This is a genomic window from Nocardiopsis nanhaiensis, assembly GCF_054778635.1.
On the sequence record NZ_BAAGZJ010000053.1, the window covers coordinates 38,485 to 54,690 of the forward strand.

The window sequence follows — 16,206 nt, forward strand, 5'->3', positions numbered from 1 at the left end:
AGCCGGCTGTGCCCGGCCCGGCTGTGTCCGGTCCGGCCGGGCACAGCCGGCGGCACGGGCTCCTAGGCGGTCGTCGACTCGTCGTGGGCGAACTTGACCGATTGGTAGTAGGCGGCTGCGCCCGGGTGGAGGGGGACCGGCAGGGTCGCGATCGCCGAACGCGGGTGCAGGTGCAGGGCGACGGGGTGGACGTCGGCCATGTCGGCCTGCGACTCGAAGAGGAGCCGCGTGAAGTCCTCCGCCGTGTCCGCGGGCATCCGGTCGTTGACCACCAGCAGGCTTGGTACACCGATCGTGCGCACGGCCGGCACGTCCTCGTAGGTCCCCGTCGGGACTGGAAGCTCCGAGAAGTACTCCCCGTGCTCCTCCACCAGGTCGGGGACGTGTTCGGCGAGGTCGAGCAGCCGGATCGGGACCCGCTCGGCGAGGTCGCCGACTGCCTGTGTGGGGATACCCCCGGACCAGAAGAACGCGTCGATGCGCCTCTCCTCCAGGGCGGTTACCGAGGCGCCGATGGACAGCCGCAGTCGCGCCACCCCCTCGTCCGAGCCCCCGGCGCCCATTTCCTCCGAGACGTCCTGAAGATCGGCGAGCTCCAAAAGGCGTTCGGCCATCATCTCGGTACCGGAATCGACCGCCCCCACCGAGACCGTGCCGCCAGCCAGATCCGAGATCTCCTCGTACGGGGAGTCCGCGCGCACCACCACGTGGGTGTGGTTGTCGTAGAGGCGCGCGATGGCCGAGATCGGGAGGGGCTCGGCGAAGGGACTCTCGCCGTCGACGGCCAGGGCGGCGACGTCCGCGAGGGTGAAGGCCGCGTCCAGCGACCCGGCGGCGACCAGGTTGTTGTTCTCTACGCTGGCGGCGGTGGTCAGGGCGGTGATCTGGGTGTCCCGGTCCGCGCGGGCCACCTGGGCCAGACCCGTTCCGTAGACGTGGTAGACGCCGCCCGCACCTCCCGTGCCGATCGAGAGACGGAGGGGGTCCGTGCGTGGAGGGTGCGACCAGGAGAGCAGTGAGGCGGCGAGGAGGCCGACGACCAGGGCTCGGGTGATCGCCCACCAGCGGTGAGTGGGAGACCGCGCCATGGTCGAACACTATCAACAGGGCCGGAACCTCAGGGGAGGCTCAAATCCCGTCCAAGGGGCTACAGGTTTCACCGTGATGACGGTTACATTTCAGGTAAAGGCAGTGGTACGCGCCACACTCGCGTCCGGAGGGCGGACGACCCGGAAGCACGCACCCCTGTTTCTCGCATCCCCTGACCCCGAAGAGTTCCGAGAGGACACAACGACCATGAGACGCCCACTGCTGTCCCTGGCCGCCATCCCCGCCGGCATGGTGATGCTGGCAGCGTGCTCCCAACCCGCCGATGACGCGGCCGACGACACCGGCCTCGGGGGCGGTGAGGTCGAGGCCAACCTCAGCATCGTCACCGGCGGGACCACCGGTGTGTACTACCCGATCGGCGGTGCCCTGCGCGGCATCATCGGCGACAACCTCGATGGCCAGGATGCCTCGGTCGAGGCCACCGGCGCCTCGGTGGAGAACATCCGCCTGCTCGACTCCGGCGACAGCCACCTGGCCCTCGTCCAGGGCGACGCCGCCGACCAGGCCGCCACCGGAACCGGAGACTTCGAGGGCGACGAGATCGACACCTACTCGCTCGCGGTCCTCTACCCCAACGTCTTCCACGCAGTCACCCTGCAGGGGATCGCCGAATCCCAGGGCTTCGAGTGCTTCTCCGACGTCGAGGGCACCCGCTACTCTGTCGGCGACATCGGCAGCGGCAACGAGGCCACCACCGTCCAGGTCTTCGACTCGCTGGAGATCACCCCCGACGACGTCGAGCTCCAGCAGCTCGGATACGCGGAGACCGCCAACGCCCTGTCCAACAACCAGCTCGACGCCGGTTCCTGGGTCGTCGGTGAAGGCCACTCCGGCATCAACGAGCTCGGCGCCACCGAGGACATCGCCCTCATCGAGATGTGCGAGGACGAGATCGACGCCGCGGTCAGCGGTTACGGCGGCTACACCGAGCACGTCGTCGAGGGCGGCACCTACGACGGTGTCGACGAGGACGTCTCGACCATCGCCGTCTGGAACGCCCTGGTCGTCACCGGCGACTTCAACGAGGACCAGGCCTACGAGATCACCGAGGCCATGTACGAGAACATCGACGAGGTCATCGGCGTGTACGCCCCGGGTGAGGAGCACTTGGTCCCGGAGACCATCGAGCACAGCCCGGTCCCGGTCCACCCGGGCGCCGTCCGCTACTACGAGGAGCAGGGCGTCGACATCCCGGACGACCTGCGGCCCGAGACCGACGAGGAGTAGGGCGCACACTGATGGGCCCGACCACGGCGGGTGCAACCGCGGGCGCCGGGGAAAGGCGCCCGCGGATCGCCGTGGTCCGGTGGGCCGGGGCTTTCGCCGTCGCTTTGGCCGTCGGGACCCTGCTGCCTCTGTGGCCGGCGCTGCGCCTGACCGCGGACGACGACCGCCTGGGCCACCTGCCCCTCGCCTCGGACGAACAGTTCACCATCTCGTACGTGCACTCCATCGACCACCTGCCGATCGAGGAGAACATCGAGGTCCGCGACGGCGGGCTGGTCGTCGACTCCACCCGGCTGCGCCAGTTCGGCGCGGGCATGGGCCACGTCCCCGGCGAGGGGACCGGCCGTGCCGACGGTGAGTGGTGGGTCATCGAGGACATGAACCGCGACATCGGACCGGAGGTCGCGCTCCGCGTGGGTGCGCCCTCCGTCGACCACCGCGTACGCACACCCGACGCCGAGGTACGGCTCTCCCCGTGCCTCGCCTCCCGCCGGGTGGTCGTCGAACCCGTCCGGATCACCACTCTCCACCTGCTGTTGGAGCGCACCCCGCAGCCCTGCGCCGAGTGACCCTGCCCGCACCACCCTCCGCCGAGCGGTCCCCGTGCCACACGCGCCGTCCGGCCCCGCCGACCGAACAGGAAGAACATGGCTGAGAGCCCACAGGCGCGGGGCGACTCGTCCCCGCCGCCGGAGGAACAAGAGGGACCCGCCCAGGGCGCCCCGAGCACCGAACACGACACCGAGGGCGCGGTCCGCGGGCCCGCGATGGCCACTGACGCCCTACCCGATGTCGACGGGCTCAGCGGGGACGCCCAGCCGTTCTGGCGGCGCCTCGCCGCGGAGCGCTGGGGCGAGGGCCGTACCGCCCTGATCATGGGCGGGGTCGTCCTCGCCCTTGGCGTGGCCCTGACCGCCTTCCAGCTGTACGTCGCCCTCCGAGCCGGTATCGACGCCCGCCAGCAGCGACTCATGCACCTCATGTTCGTGATGGTCCTGGTGTTCCTCGTGATGCCCGCGGTCAAGGGGCGGGCCGGGAAATCGATCCCCGCGGCGGTCATGGACCTGACCTTGGTGACCGCTGTCGTGGTGGTCAGCTTCTACCCGATCGTGTTCCAGGACGACCTGGCCCGACGCGCGGGCGGCTACACCGACCTCGACTGGATCATGGGCATCGTCGCGATCGTCGTCCTGTTGGAGGCCACCAGGCGGGCCGTCGGCATGGTCATGGTCATCCTGGTGACGGCCTTCCTGTTCTACGCCTGGATCGGACCGCTCATCCCCGGACAGTTCGGCCACTCGGGCGCCACCGTCCAGCGCATCGCCACCCACACCTACCTGGGCAACGACGGTATCTACGGGCTCACCCTCGGGGTCGTCGTCACCTTCGTGTTCGTGTTCATCCTCTTCGGCGCCCTGCTGTCGAAGACCGGCGGTGGCAACTTCTTCGTCGGCCTGGCCTACGTCCTCACCGGCCGCATGGTCGGCGGCCCCGCGAAGGGCGCGGTCCTCAGCAGCGCACTCATGGGCTCCATCTCCGGCAGCGCCATCGCCAACGTGGCCACCACCGGACCGTTCACCATCCCGCTGATGAAGAGGGTCGGCTACAAGAAGCACGACGCGGCCGGGGTCGAGGCCGCCGCCTCCACCGGTGGGCAGATCCTGCCGCCCATCATGGGTGCGGGTGCGTTCCTCATGGCTGAGCGCCTGGGCATCCCCTACGCCGACATCGTCAAGGTCGCGATCATCCCCGCGCTCATGTACTTCGCGCTCATGATGCTGTTCGTGGACATCCTGGCCCGGAAGCACAACGTCGGCCTGATGGGGAAGGAGGACGTCCCGACCCTCGCCATCGTGATGCGGGCGGGCTGGCACTTCCTGGCCCCGCTGGTCCTGCTCATCACGCTGCTGCTGAACTACGTGCCGCCCACACAGGCCGGTCTGGCCGCCTGCGGCGCCCTGCTGGTCGTCGCCATGCTGCGCGCCAGCAGCCGTCTCGGCCTCCGGGACTTCCTCGAGGTGTTCGTCATGGCGGCCCGCAGCACCCTGCCGGTGTCCGTCGCGTGCGCCGTCGCGGGCATCATCGTCGGCATGGTCGGCCTCACCGGGTTGGGGCTGGTCTTCTCCGACGTCCTGGTGACCGCTTTCGCGGGCAACCTGTTCATGACCCTGGTGATGGTCGCGCTGGCCTCCCTGATCATGGGCATCGGCCTACCGGTGACAGCGTCCTACGTGGTCCTGGTCATCCTGGCCGGTCCGGCGCTGGAGCAGCTGGGACTGGCACTCATCGTGGCGCACATGATCGTGTACTGGCTCAGCCAGGACTCGAACGTGACTCCGCCGGTGGCCTTCGCGGCCTTCGCGGCGTCCGGGATCGCCGACTCCAAACCGATGCGCTCCGGTGTCTCGGCGTGGAAGTTCGCCAAGGGCCTGTACCTCATCCCGCTCCTGATGGCCTATTCGGCGCTGATGGAGTTGGACGGGCCGGTCCTGGACCTGGTCATGGCGATCGTCACGGGTAGTGTCGCGCTCGCGGCCGGAGCGATGGCGATCGAGGGCTACTTCCTGCGCCGCACGATGCTCGGGGAACGGATCGCCCTGGGGATCTCCGCCGCGCTGGTCCTGATCGCCCCCGAATGGAGCGGCTGGACCGAGTCGCTGCTGTCCGTCCAGGTCGATCCGCAGTGGTTCGTCCTGACCGGAACCGTCACGGCCCTCGTCTTCATCACCCTCCAGGTGGTCAACCACCGCAGGGACAAGGCCCGCGGCCTGGTCGCCCCGATCGGCCAGGAGCAGCCGGACCGGGTCAAGGGCTAGCGGACACCGGTCGCCGGGCTCAGGGCCCGCCGCACTCCCCAGCGGGACGGCGGGCCCTGCGCATTCGGCGGTGGACGCGGAGGGCCGGCCGTGTACCGGAACCGGGGCCCGCCCCGATGGCCTAACCTCGCTGGCATGTGGCGATTCGGATGGAACCCGCGACGCGTGCTGCGCGGCACCGACCTGGAAGCGGAACTGCTCTCGGCCTCCTTCGGGACCGACCCCCTGGCGCGTGCCGGGTGCGAGGCGGTACGCGAGGGCGACCTCGGGGCTGGCGCGAACCTGCTCGCCGAGGCCGGGGAGGACCCGGAGGTCCGCGCCTACCTGGCGGAAGCCCTGGGCCGTGCCGCCGCCGAACGCCCCGACGACGTCGCCGGCCTGGTGGAGGAGGGGGCCGACCGCGCCGACACACTGCTGTGGCTCGGCCACGCCCTGCTCGCCCGCGCCAAATCCCTGCCGTCCGGGGGAACCGAGGGCGCACAGGCCGACCGGAAGGCCTTCGAGGCCGCCCTCCACGAGACCCGGGTACCGCTGGAGGAGGCAGCCCGGCTGAACCCCGAGGACGCCGTTCCCTGGGCGGCCCTGCAGACGGTGGCGATGGGGCTCGGCGACCGGGAGGAGCGCGACCGCACCTGGTCCGAGGCGACCGCGCGGGCACCCCGCCTGTTCCCCGCGCACATGACGCGGGTGCGCTCGCTGGCCCCGAGCCGCGGAGGTTCTGCCGAGGAGATGTTCGCCGCTGCGGGGGCCGCGGCCGACACCGCGCCCGAGGGCAGTCCGCTACCCGCGGTCCTCGCCCTGGCGCACGCCGAGCACCTGCGCGGAGAGCAGAGCAGGCTCGTGCGGGAGGGCAACAGTCCCTACATGGCGGCCCTTAGCTTGGGGCGCCTGCACGGTGACGCGGTCCGCGAGCTCTTCGAACTCGCGCAGCGGTGGGCCGCGTCGGCCGTGCCGCACGTGCGCGACGTCCAAGCGCACCACCTGCTCGGCTGGGCCTTCTACCGGTCCGGGGAGAAGGACCTGGCCCGGTGGCACCTGGGGCTGGTCGGGCGCTACGTGTGCGATGTCCCGTGGTCCTTCTTCGGGTCTGCGCGCGTCGAAGCGGCCCTGGCCATGGCCGAACTGGGAGTCGACCCGCGGGAGTCGCCCGGGGCAGGGGACCGGGTCACCGACGGCAGCTGAGCGCTGCCGGGCCGCGACTGAGTAGTAACACTCATGGCGGCGGGGGAGTGCGCCAAGCAGAATCTGGTGTATGAGCTACCCGCCCCCCAAGCCCTCCGCGCACGGCTTCCAGCCGTCAGGGTCTCCCCGTCCCGGCCCCGGTCCGAACACCGCAGCCCCGTACCACACGGCCCCGCGCCAGGGCGCTACGCCGAGCCCTGCCGCAGCTCTCCCCACCCGTTCCCAGACCGTCTTCCGCGCCGTCGGCGCGGCCCTCGCGGCGACGGCGACGGGGCACATGCTGGGCTGGTTCGCCACCGGGCTCGTCTCGGTCCTGGACAGCGTGTACGTGTACACCGTCGGGATGGTTCTCCTGCCGTTCGCGCTCACCCCGGTCCTGTTCGGGCTGTTCGGCCGCTGGTTCGGTGTGCCCTCGCCGACGGCCGCCGCCGCGTGGGGAACGCCCCTCTACCTGGTGCTGCCGTTGCTGGCTCTGTTCGAGGTCGGGACACAGCCCAGTCCCACCGACATCATGTACAGCGTGCTGGTGGACGGCTACGGCCTCATGCCAGCCCTGTTCAGCCTCGTGGCCTTCGTTCTTTTCTACCCGGTGGTCGCTCTGCTGCTCCGAGGGAGGACGGGGCGGCGAGTCCGTGCCGCCCGGCCGGAGGAGCACGGCGTCCGGGCCGATTCGCCGAGCGCCGTGCCAGCCCTTCACGGTTCCGTGGACCGTTCCGACATCATCCGGCGCGCCATCGGCGCCGCCGCCGTCACCGTGTGCGCCGCTCAGTTCTTCTCATGGCTGTCCACCCTCATGCTCGTCTCCTTCCCGGACAGTTTCCTCCAGGAGACGGCCTTCTCCCTGCTACCGTTCCTGCTCACCCCGATTCTGTTCGGGCTGTTCGCCCGCTTGTTCAGGGTGCCGTCGGCGCGGGGCGCCACCTGGCTCGGGGTGCTCTTCTACATCCTGGTCGTGGTGTCGTTCCTGCTAGGGGTCTTTTCCTCCATCTTCGCGGCCCTCCTCCCTCTGACCAACTTCGGTGCCGTGCCGAGGTTCGGTGACGTGCTGTTCTCCCTCGGCCCGCTGTTCCCCAACCTGCTGGTCTCCCTGGCCACCTTCGTGCCGATCGCTTTGGCGGTCGGGGTCTCGTCCTCGAAGGGGACGGTGTGAGCCACAGCCCTCGCTTTCGTGCCGAACGCGCCCCCGACCAAGCGCCCCAGGCCGTCCTCCAGGTCCTGCCGCGCGCCGTCGGCGCGGCTCTCGCGGCGACGGTGACGGGTCACGTGGTCGGCATGACGACCGCTGATCTCCTCACCGGCCCGGACGACTTCGGCTGGTACGCCATCGTGGCGGGTCTCCTACCGTTGGTGCTCATCCCTGTCCTGTTCGGCCTGTTCGCCCGATGGTTCGGGCTGCCGTCGGCTCTGGCCACCGCACTGGTCGGGGCGCCCCTGTACTTCCTGGCCTGGCTGGCGCTCGTCCTCGCGTTCCTCGGCCTGCCCTCAGCACCGACCCTGCTGATGCTTGTCAGCCCGCTGGTCCCCGGGCTGGCCGCCTTCGTGCCTATTGCCCTTCTGAGGTACAGCCAACGGGAGCGGCCGACCGGAACCGGTCGCCCCTGAGAACGGGCTGGGGAACATTACCGGGGTGAAAAGCACTGGTCCACCGGTGAGCCGGTCGGACACAATGCACGGGTGCTACTGACGATCACCACCACAGCGAAGCCGGCGACGGACCTCGGATACCTGCTGCACAAGCATCCCGACAAGGCACAGAGCTTCGAGCAGTCGTTCGGCACGGCCCACGTGTTCTACCCCGAGGCCACCGACGAACGCTGCACCGCGGCCCTCCTGCTGGAAGTGGACCCGCAGGCCCTGCTGCGCTCGCGCACGTCGGTGAGCACACCCGACTTCGCCCTGGCCCAGTACGTCAACGACCGGCCCTACGCCTCCTCTTCGCTGTTCACGGTGGCGCTGGGCAGGGTCCTGCGGACCGCGGTCCGGGGTGTGTGCGAGAGCCGCCCCGAACTCGCCCGCACACCCATCCCACTGGTCCTGCACCTGCCCGCGGTGCCCTGCCGCCCGGGCCCGGAGCGCGCCCGGGCCCTCTTCGAGCCGCTGGGCTGGGAGGTCCGGGCCGAACCGGTCCCGCTCGACCCCGGCCTGCCAGGCTGGGGCGACTCGCACTACCTGTCGCTCACCCTCACCGGCACCCTGCGGCTCTCCGAGGCGCTCAGCCACCTGTACGTGCTGCTGCCCGCGTTGGAGGGCGGCCAGAAGCACTACTGGGTGGACTCCACGGAGATCGACAAGCTCCTGCGCGCGGGCGGCGCCCCGGTCGACGGGGTGGAGAACGGGGACGGCGGGGGCGCGGGCTGGCTGGCCGGGCACCCGGAGCGCGGCTGGATCACCCGCCGCTACCTCGCCCGCCGCGAGCGCTACGTGCGCACGGCCCTGTCCCGGCTCGCCGAGTCCGAGGACCGGGGGAGCGGCGAGGACACCGGTAACGGTACGGCGGGGGTGCCGCACGACCCGGCTGTCGAGGAACGCGAGCCCAGCCTCTCCGAGCAGCGCGCGGGCGCGGTGCTGGCCGCGCTCAACTCCGAGCGGGTCGGCAGCGTCATCGACCTCGGCTGCGGCAACGGCAAACTCCTGGAACGCCTGGTCAAGGACCGGGGGCTGGACCGGATCACCGGGGTGGACGTACACCTGGGCAGCCTGGAGGCCGCGCACCGCAAGCTCTGCAAGGGGTGTCACCCGGGCGGGGGCAGAGGCCACCGGCCCCTGTTCGCCGACACCCGGGGCGGCGAGGCGAAGGCACACCGGGACCGCTCCGAGCTGCTGCTCGGCTCCGTCGTCTACCGGGACCGGCGTTTCCACGGCCACGACGCGGCCGTCCTCATGGAAGTCGTCGAGCACCTCGACCCCTCCCGGCTGCCCGCGATGGAGAACGTCGTCTTCGGTGAGGCGGCCCCCCGCGTCGTCGTGGTCACCACACCCAACATCGAGTACAACCGCCACTACGAAGGGCTGGAGGCGGGTGCCTTCCGACACGCCGACCACCGGTTCGAGTGGACCCGGGCCGAGTTCACCGCCTGGGCCGACCGGGTGGCCGGCGAACACGGCTACAGCGTCCGCCACCTGCCGGTCGGCCCGGAGCACCCCGAGACCGGCGCACCGACCCAGATGGGAGTGTTCACCAAGTGAGCGAGTCGAATATCGAGGCCGCCCGTGAGCCCCGCGTACTCAGCGTGCCCCGGATGGGGCTCGTCCTGCTGGTCGGGGTGTCGGGGTCGGGCAAGTCCACCTTCGCCGCCCGGCACTTCGCACCGACCCAGGTGATCGGCTCCGACTTCTGCCGAGGCATGGTCAGCGACGACGAGAACGACCAGAGCGCCACTTCGGACGCCTTCGCCCTGCTGGGCACCATCGTGGACATCCGGCTGCGGCGCGGACTGCTCACCGTCGTGGACGCCACCAACGTCCAGCGCAGATCCCGCGAACAGCTGGTCCGCATCGCCAAGGACAACAACGTCCTCACCACGGCGATCGTGCTCGACGTTCCCGAGGCGGTGGCCCGGGAGCGCAACCGTTCGCGCCCCGACCGGAACTTCGGCGACCATGTCATCCGCCGCCAGCGCCGCGACCTCAAGGACGGGCTCAAGCGCCTCGGCCGCGAAGGCGTGCGCAAGGTGCACGTCCTGCGCGGCCAGGAGGAGATCGACCGGGCCGACATCCGGCTGGAACGCCCTTGGCCGGACCGGACCGAGCTCACCGGCCCCTTCGACATCGTCGGCGACGTCCACGGCTGCCGTTCCGAGCTGGAGTCCCTGCTCGGCGAACTCGGCTACGGCCTCCGGCGCGACGACCAGGGCCGTCCGGTCGGCGCACGGCACCCTGATGGGCGCACGGCGGTGTTCGTCGGTGACCTCGTGGACCGCGGGCCCGACAGCCCCGGCGTACTGCGCCTGGTCATGGGCATGGTCGCCGACGGCGACGCCCTCTGCGTGCCCGGCAACCACGAGAACAAGCTCGTCCGCGTCCTGAAGGGGGCCAAGCCGCGCCTGACCCACGGCCTGGCCGAGACCATGGAGCAGCTGGGCCAGGAGACCGAGGAGTTCCGCAAGGAGGTGCTCGCCTTCTGCGACGGCCTCGTCAGCCACCTGATGCTGGACGGAGGCAAGCTCGTCGTCGCGCACGCGGGACTGAAGGAGGAATACCACGGCCGGGCCTCCGGGAGGGTGCGCTCCTTCGCCCTGTACGGGGAGACCACCGGAGAGACCGACGAGTTCGGGCTCCCCGTCCGGCTCCCCTGGGCGCGTGACTACCGGGGCAAGGCCATGGTGGTCTACGGCCACGTGCCCACCAACAAGGCCGAATGGCTCAACCGGACCATCTGCCTGGACACCGGCTGCGTATTCGGCGGCAGACTCACCGCGCTGCGCTACCCCGAGCGGGAGCTCGTGGACGTGGAAGCCGAGCACACGTGGTACGAGCCGGTCCGGCCGCTGGTGGAGAACCCGCCGGAGCGGGCCGAACGGTCCGACCACCAGGCCGTCGACGTCAACGACGTCGGCGTGGGCGACTTCTCCCCGGGACTGTTCGTCGACACCGGCCACGGCACCGTGCGCACCGGTTCCGAGAGCACCATGGCCGCGCTCGAGGTCATGAGCCGGTTCTCCGTGGACCCGCGGTGGCTGGTGTACCTGCCGCCGACCATGGCGCCCGCGCCGACCGCCGCCGACCCGGGACTGCTGGAGCACCCCGACGAGGCCTTCGCGTCCTTCCGGGCCTCCGGCATAGGCCAGGTGATCTGCGAGGAGAAGCACATGGGGTCCCGAGCGGTCGCCGTGCTCTGCCGTGACGGGGCCGCGGCCGAACGGCGCTTCGTCCCCGGCGAGCTCGGCACCGTCTACACCCGCACGGGGCGCCCCTTCTTCAAGGACCCCGAGGTCCAGGCAGCGGTGGTCGGCCAGCTCCGGCAGGCGGTCACCGACGCCGGACTCTGGGACAAACTGGGCACGGACTGGGTGGCCCTGGACGGCGAGATGCTCCCCTGGTCGGCCAAGGCGCGCTCGCTCATCCGTGAGCAGTACGCCTCCGTGGGCGCCGCGGCACGGGCCTCCCTGCCCGCCGCCGCCACTGCGCTGGCCGCGGCGGCCGAGCGGGGCGTCGAGGTCGGGGCACTGTCTGAGACCGTGGCGCGCCGCACCGACCAGATGGAGCGGTTCAGCGCGGTCTACCGTCGCTACTCCTGGGACACCGAGGGTGCGAACGGCCTCCGCTACGCGCCGTTCATGCTGCTGGCCTCTGAGGGCAAGGAGTACAGCGAGGCCGACCACCTCTGGCACATGAGCGTGGCCGAACAGCTCGCCGAAGCGGGCGGCATGGTGCAGCTCACCCGCTACCGGGTCGTGGACACCACTGACACCGACGCCTGCGCCTCCGCGGCCGCGTGGTGGCGGGAGATGGTCGACCACGGCGGCGAGGGCATGGTGGTCAAGCCGCTCCTCGGGGCGCGGGCCAAGGGGCGCAAGGGCCTCGCCCAGCCGGGGCTGAAGGTCCGCGGACCGGAGTACCTGCGGATCATCTACGGGGCGGACTACACCGACCCGGAGCGGATGGCGGTGCTCAAGGACCGCAAACTCGGCCGTAAGACCGGCTTGGCCATGCGCGAGCACAAGCTCGGACTGGCCGCCCTGGCCCGCCACGCGGCCGGCGAGCCGCTGTGGCGCGTCCACGAACCGGTCTTCGCGGTCCTGGCCCTGGAGACCGAACCGGTCGACCCCCGCCTGTGAGGGTGCGGGGTGCGCGGGAAATCCCTTGCGCGCCCCGCACCGTCCCACCATGTTCTGCCGGGCCAGTACCTGCGGCGGAGGGGCCCACGGCATACGGCCTTCCCGCGGAGTCTTCGAGCTCACTTCCCCGGTCCGAGACTTCCCGGCAACCGACGTTGGGGCGGGCGCAGAGGACGCCCGGGCCTGGAGGATCACACCAATTGACGGGTGCTGACTTGTCGTGCGATCACAACAATCGGGCACCGGGTCGTCTACTTTTCACGTCGTCTCTTTCAACCGGACACCCCCGGCCGCAATGATGTGGCCGCACGAATACCCAGACGTACCCGGAGAAGACGGAGCAGGCGTGTCCCCTACACCCTCCAGACCCACATCCCCCACTCCGGCGGAACCAAGACCGGCCCGCAGGCGTTCGGCAGCCTCGGCCGCGGCGGTCGCGGCGGCGGCACTGAGCGCGAGCCTCGTGGCGCCGGTGCCCACCCTGGCCGGGGACCACGCCCCCGCCGACGGCGCCGGTGAGCAGGCCGCGGAACCCGGTGTCGGCCAGGGCTCGGTCGAGCCCGGCGAACTGCGGATCCACGACATCCAGGGGACCGCCCGGACCTCACCGCACGTGGGTGAGGAGGTCACCGGCCTGCCCGGCGTGGTCACGGCTGTCAACGCCTTCGGGAGCGCTCAGGGGTTCTGGTTCCAGGACTCCGAGGGTGATGACGACCCTCGTACCAGCGAGGCGCTCTTCGTCTTCACCGGTTCCACCACCCCCGACGTCGAGGTGGGCGACGAGATCCTGGCCGCCGGCCGGGTCAGCGAATACCGGCCCGACGAGGGAACGCAGACCATCACCCAGCTCGACCAGGCCGAGTGGACCACCCTCAGCAGCGGCAACGACCTGCCCGAGGCGGTAGTGCTGGAGGAAGACACCATTCCGGAGGCCTACGCCCCCGACCACGGCGGCGACATCACCGAGCTGGATCTCCAGCCGGAGCAGTACGCCCTCGACTTCTGGGCGGCCCACGAGCACATGCTCGTCCGGGTGGAGGACGCCCCCGTCGTCGGTCCCACCGACGGTTTCGAGGCCCTGTGGGTGACCACCCGTCCGGACGAGAACCCCACGGCCAACGGCGGTACCCACTACAACGCCTACGACGACCCCAACAGCGGCCGGGTGAAGATCGAGTCGCTCCTGGACCGCGAGGTCCGCCCCTTCCCCGAGGCGAACGTCGGCGACACCGTCGCCGGCGTGACCGAGGGCCCGGTCTACTACAGCCAGTTCGGCGGATACGTCGTCCAGGCCACCACACTCGGCGAGCACGAGCCCGGGGACCTGGAGCGCGTTCCGGCCCAGGAGACGGCGCGGCACGAGGTGGGCGTCGCCACCTACAACGTCGAGAACCTCGGAGGCGAGGACGACCAGGCCGACTTCGACGCCCTCGCCGAGGGCTTCGTGTCCTACCTCGGCTCGCCCGACATCGTCGGCTTGGAGGAGATTCAGGACAACAGCAGCGAGACCGACGACGGCGCGGTCGACGCCGACGTGACCCTGGACCGCCTCGTCGAGGCCATCGCCGACGCGGGCGGCCCCGACTACGAGTGGCGCCAGATCAGCCCCGAGGACGGCCAGGACGGCGGCGTCCCCGGCGGCAACATCCGCAACGCGTTCCTCTTCAATCCCGACCGCACCCAGTTCGTGGACGTGGAGGGCGGCGACGCCACCACCGCCGTCGAGGTCACGGAAGGCGAGCGCGGCGCCGAGCTGTCCGTCTCCCCGGGGCGGATCCAGCCCGAGGACGAGGCGTGGGACGAGAGCCGAAAGCCGCTGGTCGGCCACTTCCGGGCGCTCAACCGCGACCTGTACGTGGTCACCAACCACTTCAACGCCAAGGGCGGAGACGAGGCCCTGCACGGCGTCAACCAGCCGCCGGAGCGGGTGACCGAAACCCAGCGCCACGCGCAGGCCGAGCTGGTCCGCGCGTTCTCCGACGACCTCCTGGAGACCGATCCCGACGCCGACCTCGTGGTCATGGGAGACCTGAACGACTTCCAGTTCTCCACGACCCTGGACATCCTCACCGGGGACGGTGCGCTCACCAACCCCATGGTGGACCTCCTGGACCCGGCCGAGGGCTACAACTACGTCTTCGACGGCAACTCCCAGGCGCTCGACCACATCCTGGTCAACAGCGCCCTGGCCGGGCGGGTCGACTACGAGGTCGTGCGGATCAACTCCGAGTTCCACGACCAGGTGAGTGACCACGACCCGCAGGTCCTGCGGATCGACACCCGCCTCAGCACGTCCCCCGGACGCGACTGAAACACGGACGCGACGGAAACACGGACGCGACGGGACCGGGAGAACGACGGGACCGGGAGGCGTGCTCTTCCTGCCGGTCCCGAGGCGACGCCGAGGGCCCTTAAGCCTCAAACAATGGTGTCGGGCGCGGGGTGTCTTCTTGGCTGGGCCCTTCTCGGCTAGCCGGTCAATTTCTGTGGCTGGGCTTTCTCTGTTGGCGTAGGGTTCCCTCCTTTCCCGCCGCCCGATTGTGGCCGTCTCCGCTGCGCGCGTCAAGGTCGTCGCCGTCGGGCGCTTCGCGCGTCAACGGCGCTCCACCTTGACCCGCTCCGCTACGACGGCGGGTTGGCGGCTATCGGGAAAGGGGGACGCGTGGTCGAGGCCTGTGGCGAATTCGGGCTCCGCCCGAAAGACGGATTCTGTCGGCCTGGCGGCCGATGCCTGACCCTGCGCCGGAGCGTCGACGGGTCGGGTGTCGCGGCCGGTCATGGTGGGCTGCGGGGGCCGAACAGCGCGATCTTCGGCCGGGTGGGCCACTGCGCCGGAGCCCACCGCTTGCGGGTGTCGCGGCTGGTCACTGTGCGCGGCGAAAACCCCGATGATCTTGCTCCTGTCTCCACCCTCGGCCGTCGAGAATGGCGACAGGAGCAAGATCATTCCCATTCGGGTGCGCATATGCCCGCTTTGCCCAGGAATGTGGCCAGGGGAGGTTTGCCAACTTTCCTGGAAGGCTTTTTTCCGGGGAATGGGAAAGGCGGGTCGGGGTGGCCTGGTAAGGGTGTTATCACCTCCGGGTTAGGTCCTTTTTGGGTCTTTCTTGGTATCCTTAGTGGTATGACTTCTTCTTTCGGGCAGTGCGGGAATGCGGCGGGCAATACGCCCGCCGTGGCCGCCATGGGTGCTGCCCGGGGAAAGATCGCTTCGGAGATGGCGGAGGTGCCCCCGACCGGAGCAGCTGGCCAGGTCCTGGATGTGATTTCTCAGGTGTTCGAGGATTTCGATCGGGCCCAGCTTTCGATGCTGCTGCGGCTGGCGCAGTTGGAGGCGGCCGGGACTCTGTTGGAGGCGGGTGGGCAGAGGTCGGTGCAGAACTGGCTGATCCACTCGGTGGGTATGGCCCCTGTTGAGGCCAACGGGCGCGCCGAGCTGGCGCGGCGGTTGTTCGCTCAGGAGTTGCCCGCCACCCGCCAGGGCCTGGACTCTGGGTTGTTGTCGATTGGTGAGGCGGTGGCGGTGTGCAAGGCCGCTGATAAGGCGGTGGGGGTGCGCAACACTGGCCGCTACCCGGATGCTGGCCTCTTCCGGCGGATGGTGGAGGCCGGGATTCTGGCTTCCAAGGCCAGGGAGCCGTCGATGTCGACCTCCGACATCGCCCGGCTGGGCCGGGAGCTGCTGGCCCAGTACAACCCGGCGGTGGTGGAGGAGCAGTACCAGGCCGCCTTCGACGCCCGTGGTGCGCGTGTGGTGCGCACCTTTGATGGCACTCACCTGTTCGAGCTCTGGGGTCCGGGTGAGCACGCCGAGGAGCTTAGGTGTGTGCTCAAGGCCCACGAGTCGGAGTATGACCCCGAGAGGCTGCACGTGTCGTCCTCGGAGCGGATGTATGACGCGTTCATGAACCTGGTCCGGTCCGCGACCAACCCCACCGGCCCCACCGACTCCAGCGAGGGCGCTGAGGGTGCCCGGGGCGGGGACGGCCAGGGGAAGGGGCGCACGGGTCGCAAGCGTGCTGCGGTGGCGATGATCAACATCATGGTGCCCCTGCCCACCTTCCTCGGCCTCCAGGGCGAAGACGGCCCGGCTA

At 70.3% G+C, this 16,206-nt stretch carries 10 protein-coding genes and 1 pseudogene; 10 read left to right on the forward strand and 1 reads right to left on the reverse strand.

Translation table 11 applies throughout. From position 1 onward, the window contains the following. Window positions 1-62 precede the first annotated feature (62 nt). A complete protein-coding gene (locus tag ACYVD1_RS22795) occupies window positions 63-1,088 on the reverse strand; it encodes a TAXI family TRAP transporter solute-binding subunit (RefSeq protein WP_460776406.1) in 1,026 nt (341 codons plus the stop codon). 208 nt (window positions 1,089-1,296) lie between these two features. On the opposite strand from ACYVD1_RS22795, the gene ACYVD1_RS22800 reads away from it, so the two are divergent. The 10 genes and pseudogenes from ACYVD1_RS22800 to ACYVD1_RS22845 all read left to right on the forward strand — a co-directional run. Then, window positions 1,297-2,337, forward strand: a complete 1,041-nt coding sequence (locus ACYVD1_RS22800; protein ID WP_460776409.1) for a TAXI family TRAP transporter solute-binding subunit — start codon at window positions 1,297-1,299, stop codon at window positions 2,335-2,337. An 11-nt stretch (window positions 2,338-2,348) separates the two neighbouring features. Further along, a complete protein-coding gene (locus ACYVD1_RS22805; RefSeq protein WP_460776413.1) occupies window positions 2,349-2,906 on the forward strand; it encodes a DUF1850 domain-containing protein in 558 nt (185 codons plus the stop codon). Between the two features lie 198 nt (window positions 2,907-3,104). After that, the gene (locus ACYVD1_RS22810; RefSeq protein ID WP_460776431.1) at window positions 3,105-5,153 is read left to right on the forward strand and encodes a TRAP transporter permease; all 2,049 of its coding nucleotides are present in this window, start codon (window positions 3,105-3,107) and stop codon (window positions 5,151-5,153) included. Window positions 5,154-5,288: 135 nt separating this feature from the next. After that, complete coding sequence (locus tag ACYVD1_RS22815; RefSeq protein ID WP_460776416.1) at window positions 5,289-6,335, forward strand: PLC family EF-hand domain-containing protein; 1,047 nt, start codon at window positions 5,289-5,291, stop codon at window positions 6,333-6,335. A 70-nt stretch (window positions 6,336-6,405) separates the two neighbouring features. Continuing rightward, entirely contained in the window at window positions 6,406-7,485 is a 1,080-nt protein-coding gene (locus ACYVD1_RS22820) for a hypothetical protein (RefSeq protein ID WP_460776418.1), read from the forward strand. Continuing rightward, window positions 7,482-7,937, forward strand: coding sequence for a hypothetical protein (locus ACYVD1_RS22825; protein ID WP_460776422.1), 456 nt, complete (start codon window positions 7,482-7,484; stop codon window positions 7,935-7,937). The genes ACYVD1_RS22820 and ACYVD1_RS22825 overlap by 4 nt, the downstream gene beginning before the upstream one ends. A 72-nt stretch (window positions 7,938-8,009) precedes the next feature. Next, window positions 8,010-9,521: a 3' terminal RNA ribose 2'-O-methyltransferase Hen1 gene (locus ACYVD1_RS22830; RefSeq protein ID WP_460776425.1), complete on the forward strand. Its 1,512-nt coding sequence runs from the start codon at window positions 8,010-8,012 to the stop codon at window positions 9,519-9,521. A gap of 53 nt (window positions 9,522-9,574) precedes the next feature. Next, complete coding sequence (locus ACYVD1_RS22835) at window positions 9,575-12,112, forward strand: polynucleotide kinase-phosphatase (protein WP_460776435.1); 2,538 nt, start codon at window positions 9,575-9,577, stop codon at window positions 12,110-12,112. Window positions 12,113-12,458: 346 nt separating this feature from the next. Then, window positions 12,459-14,423: an endonuclease/exonuclease/phosphatase family protein gene (locus tag ACYVD1_RS22840; protein ID WP_460776427.1), complete on the forward strand. Its 1,965-nt coding sequence runs from the start codon at window positions 12,459-12,461 to the stop codon at window positions 14,421-14,423. 813 nt (window positions 14,424-15,236) lie between these two features. After that, window positions 15,237-16,206 (forward strand): annotated as a pseudogene (locus ACYVD1_RS22845) (hypothetical protein); the annotation flags it as partial.

Bases quoted from the DNA above. Each gene is read 5' to 3' on its own strand.
- ACYVD1_RS22795 (WP_460776406.1), bottom strand. From the start codon at position 1,088: ATGGCGCGGTCTCCCACTCACCGCTGGTGGGCGATCACCCGAGCCCTG.
- ACYVD1_RS22800 (WP_460776409.1), top strand. From the start codon at position 1,297: ATGAGACGCCCACTGCTGTCCCTGGCCGCCATCCCCGCCGGCATGGTG.
- ACYVD1_RS22805 (WP_460776413.1), top strand. From the start codon at position 2,349: ATGGGCCCGACCACGGCGGGTGCAACCGCGGGCGCCGGGGAAAGGCGC.
- ACYVD1_RS22810 (WP_460776431.1), top strand. From the start codon at position 3,105: ATGGCCACTGACGCCCTACCCGATGTCGACGGGCTCAGCGGGGACGCC.
- ACYVD1_RS22815 (WP_460776416.1), top strand. From the start codon at position 5,289: ATGTGGCGATTCGGATGGAACCCGCGACGCGTGCTGCGCGGCACCGAC.
- ACYVD1_RS22820 (WP_460776418.1), top strand. From the start codon at position 6,406: ATGAGCTACCCGCCCCCCAAGCCCTCCGCGCACGGCTTCCAGCCGTCA.
- ACYVD1_RS22835 (WP_460776435.1), top strand. From the start codon at position 9,575: ATGGGGCTCGTCCTGCTGGTCGGGGTGTCGGGGTCGGGCAAGTCCACC.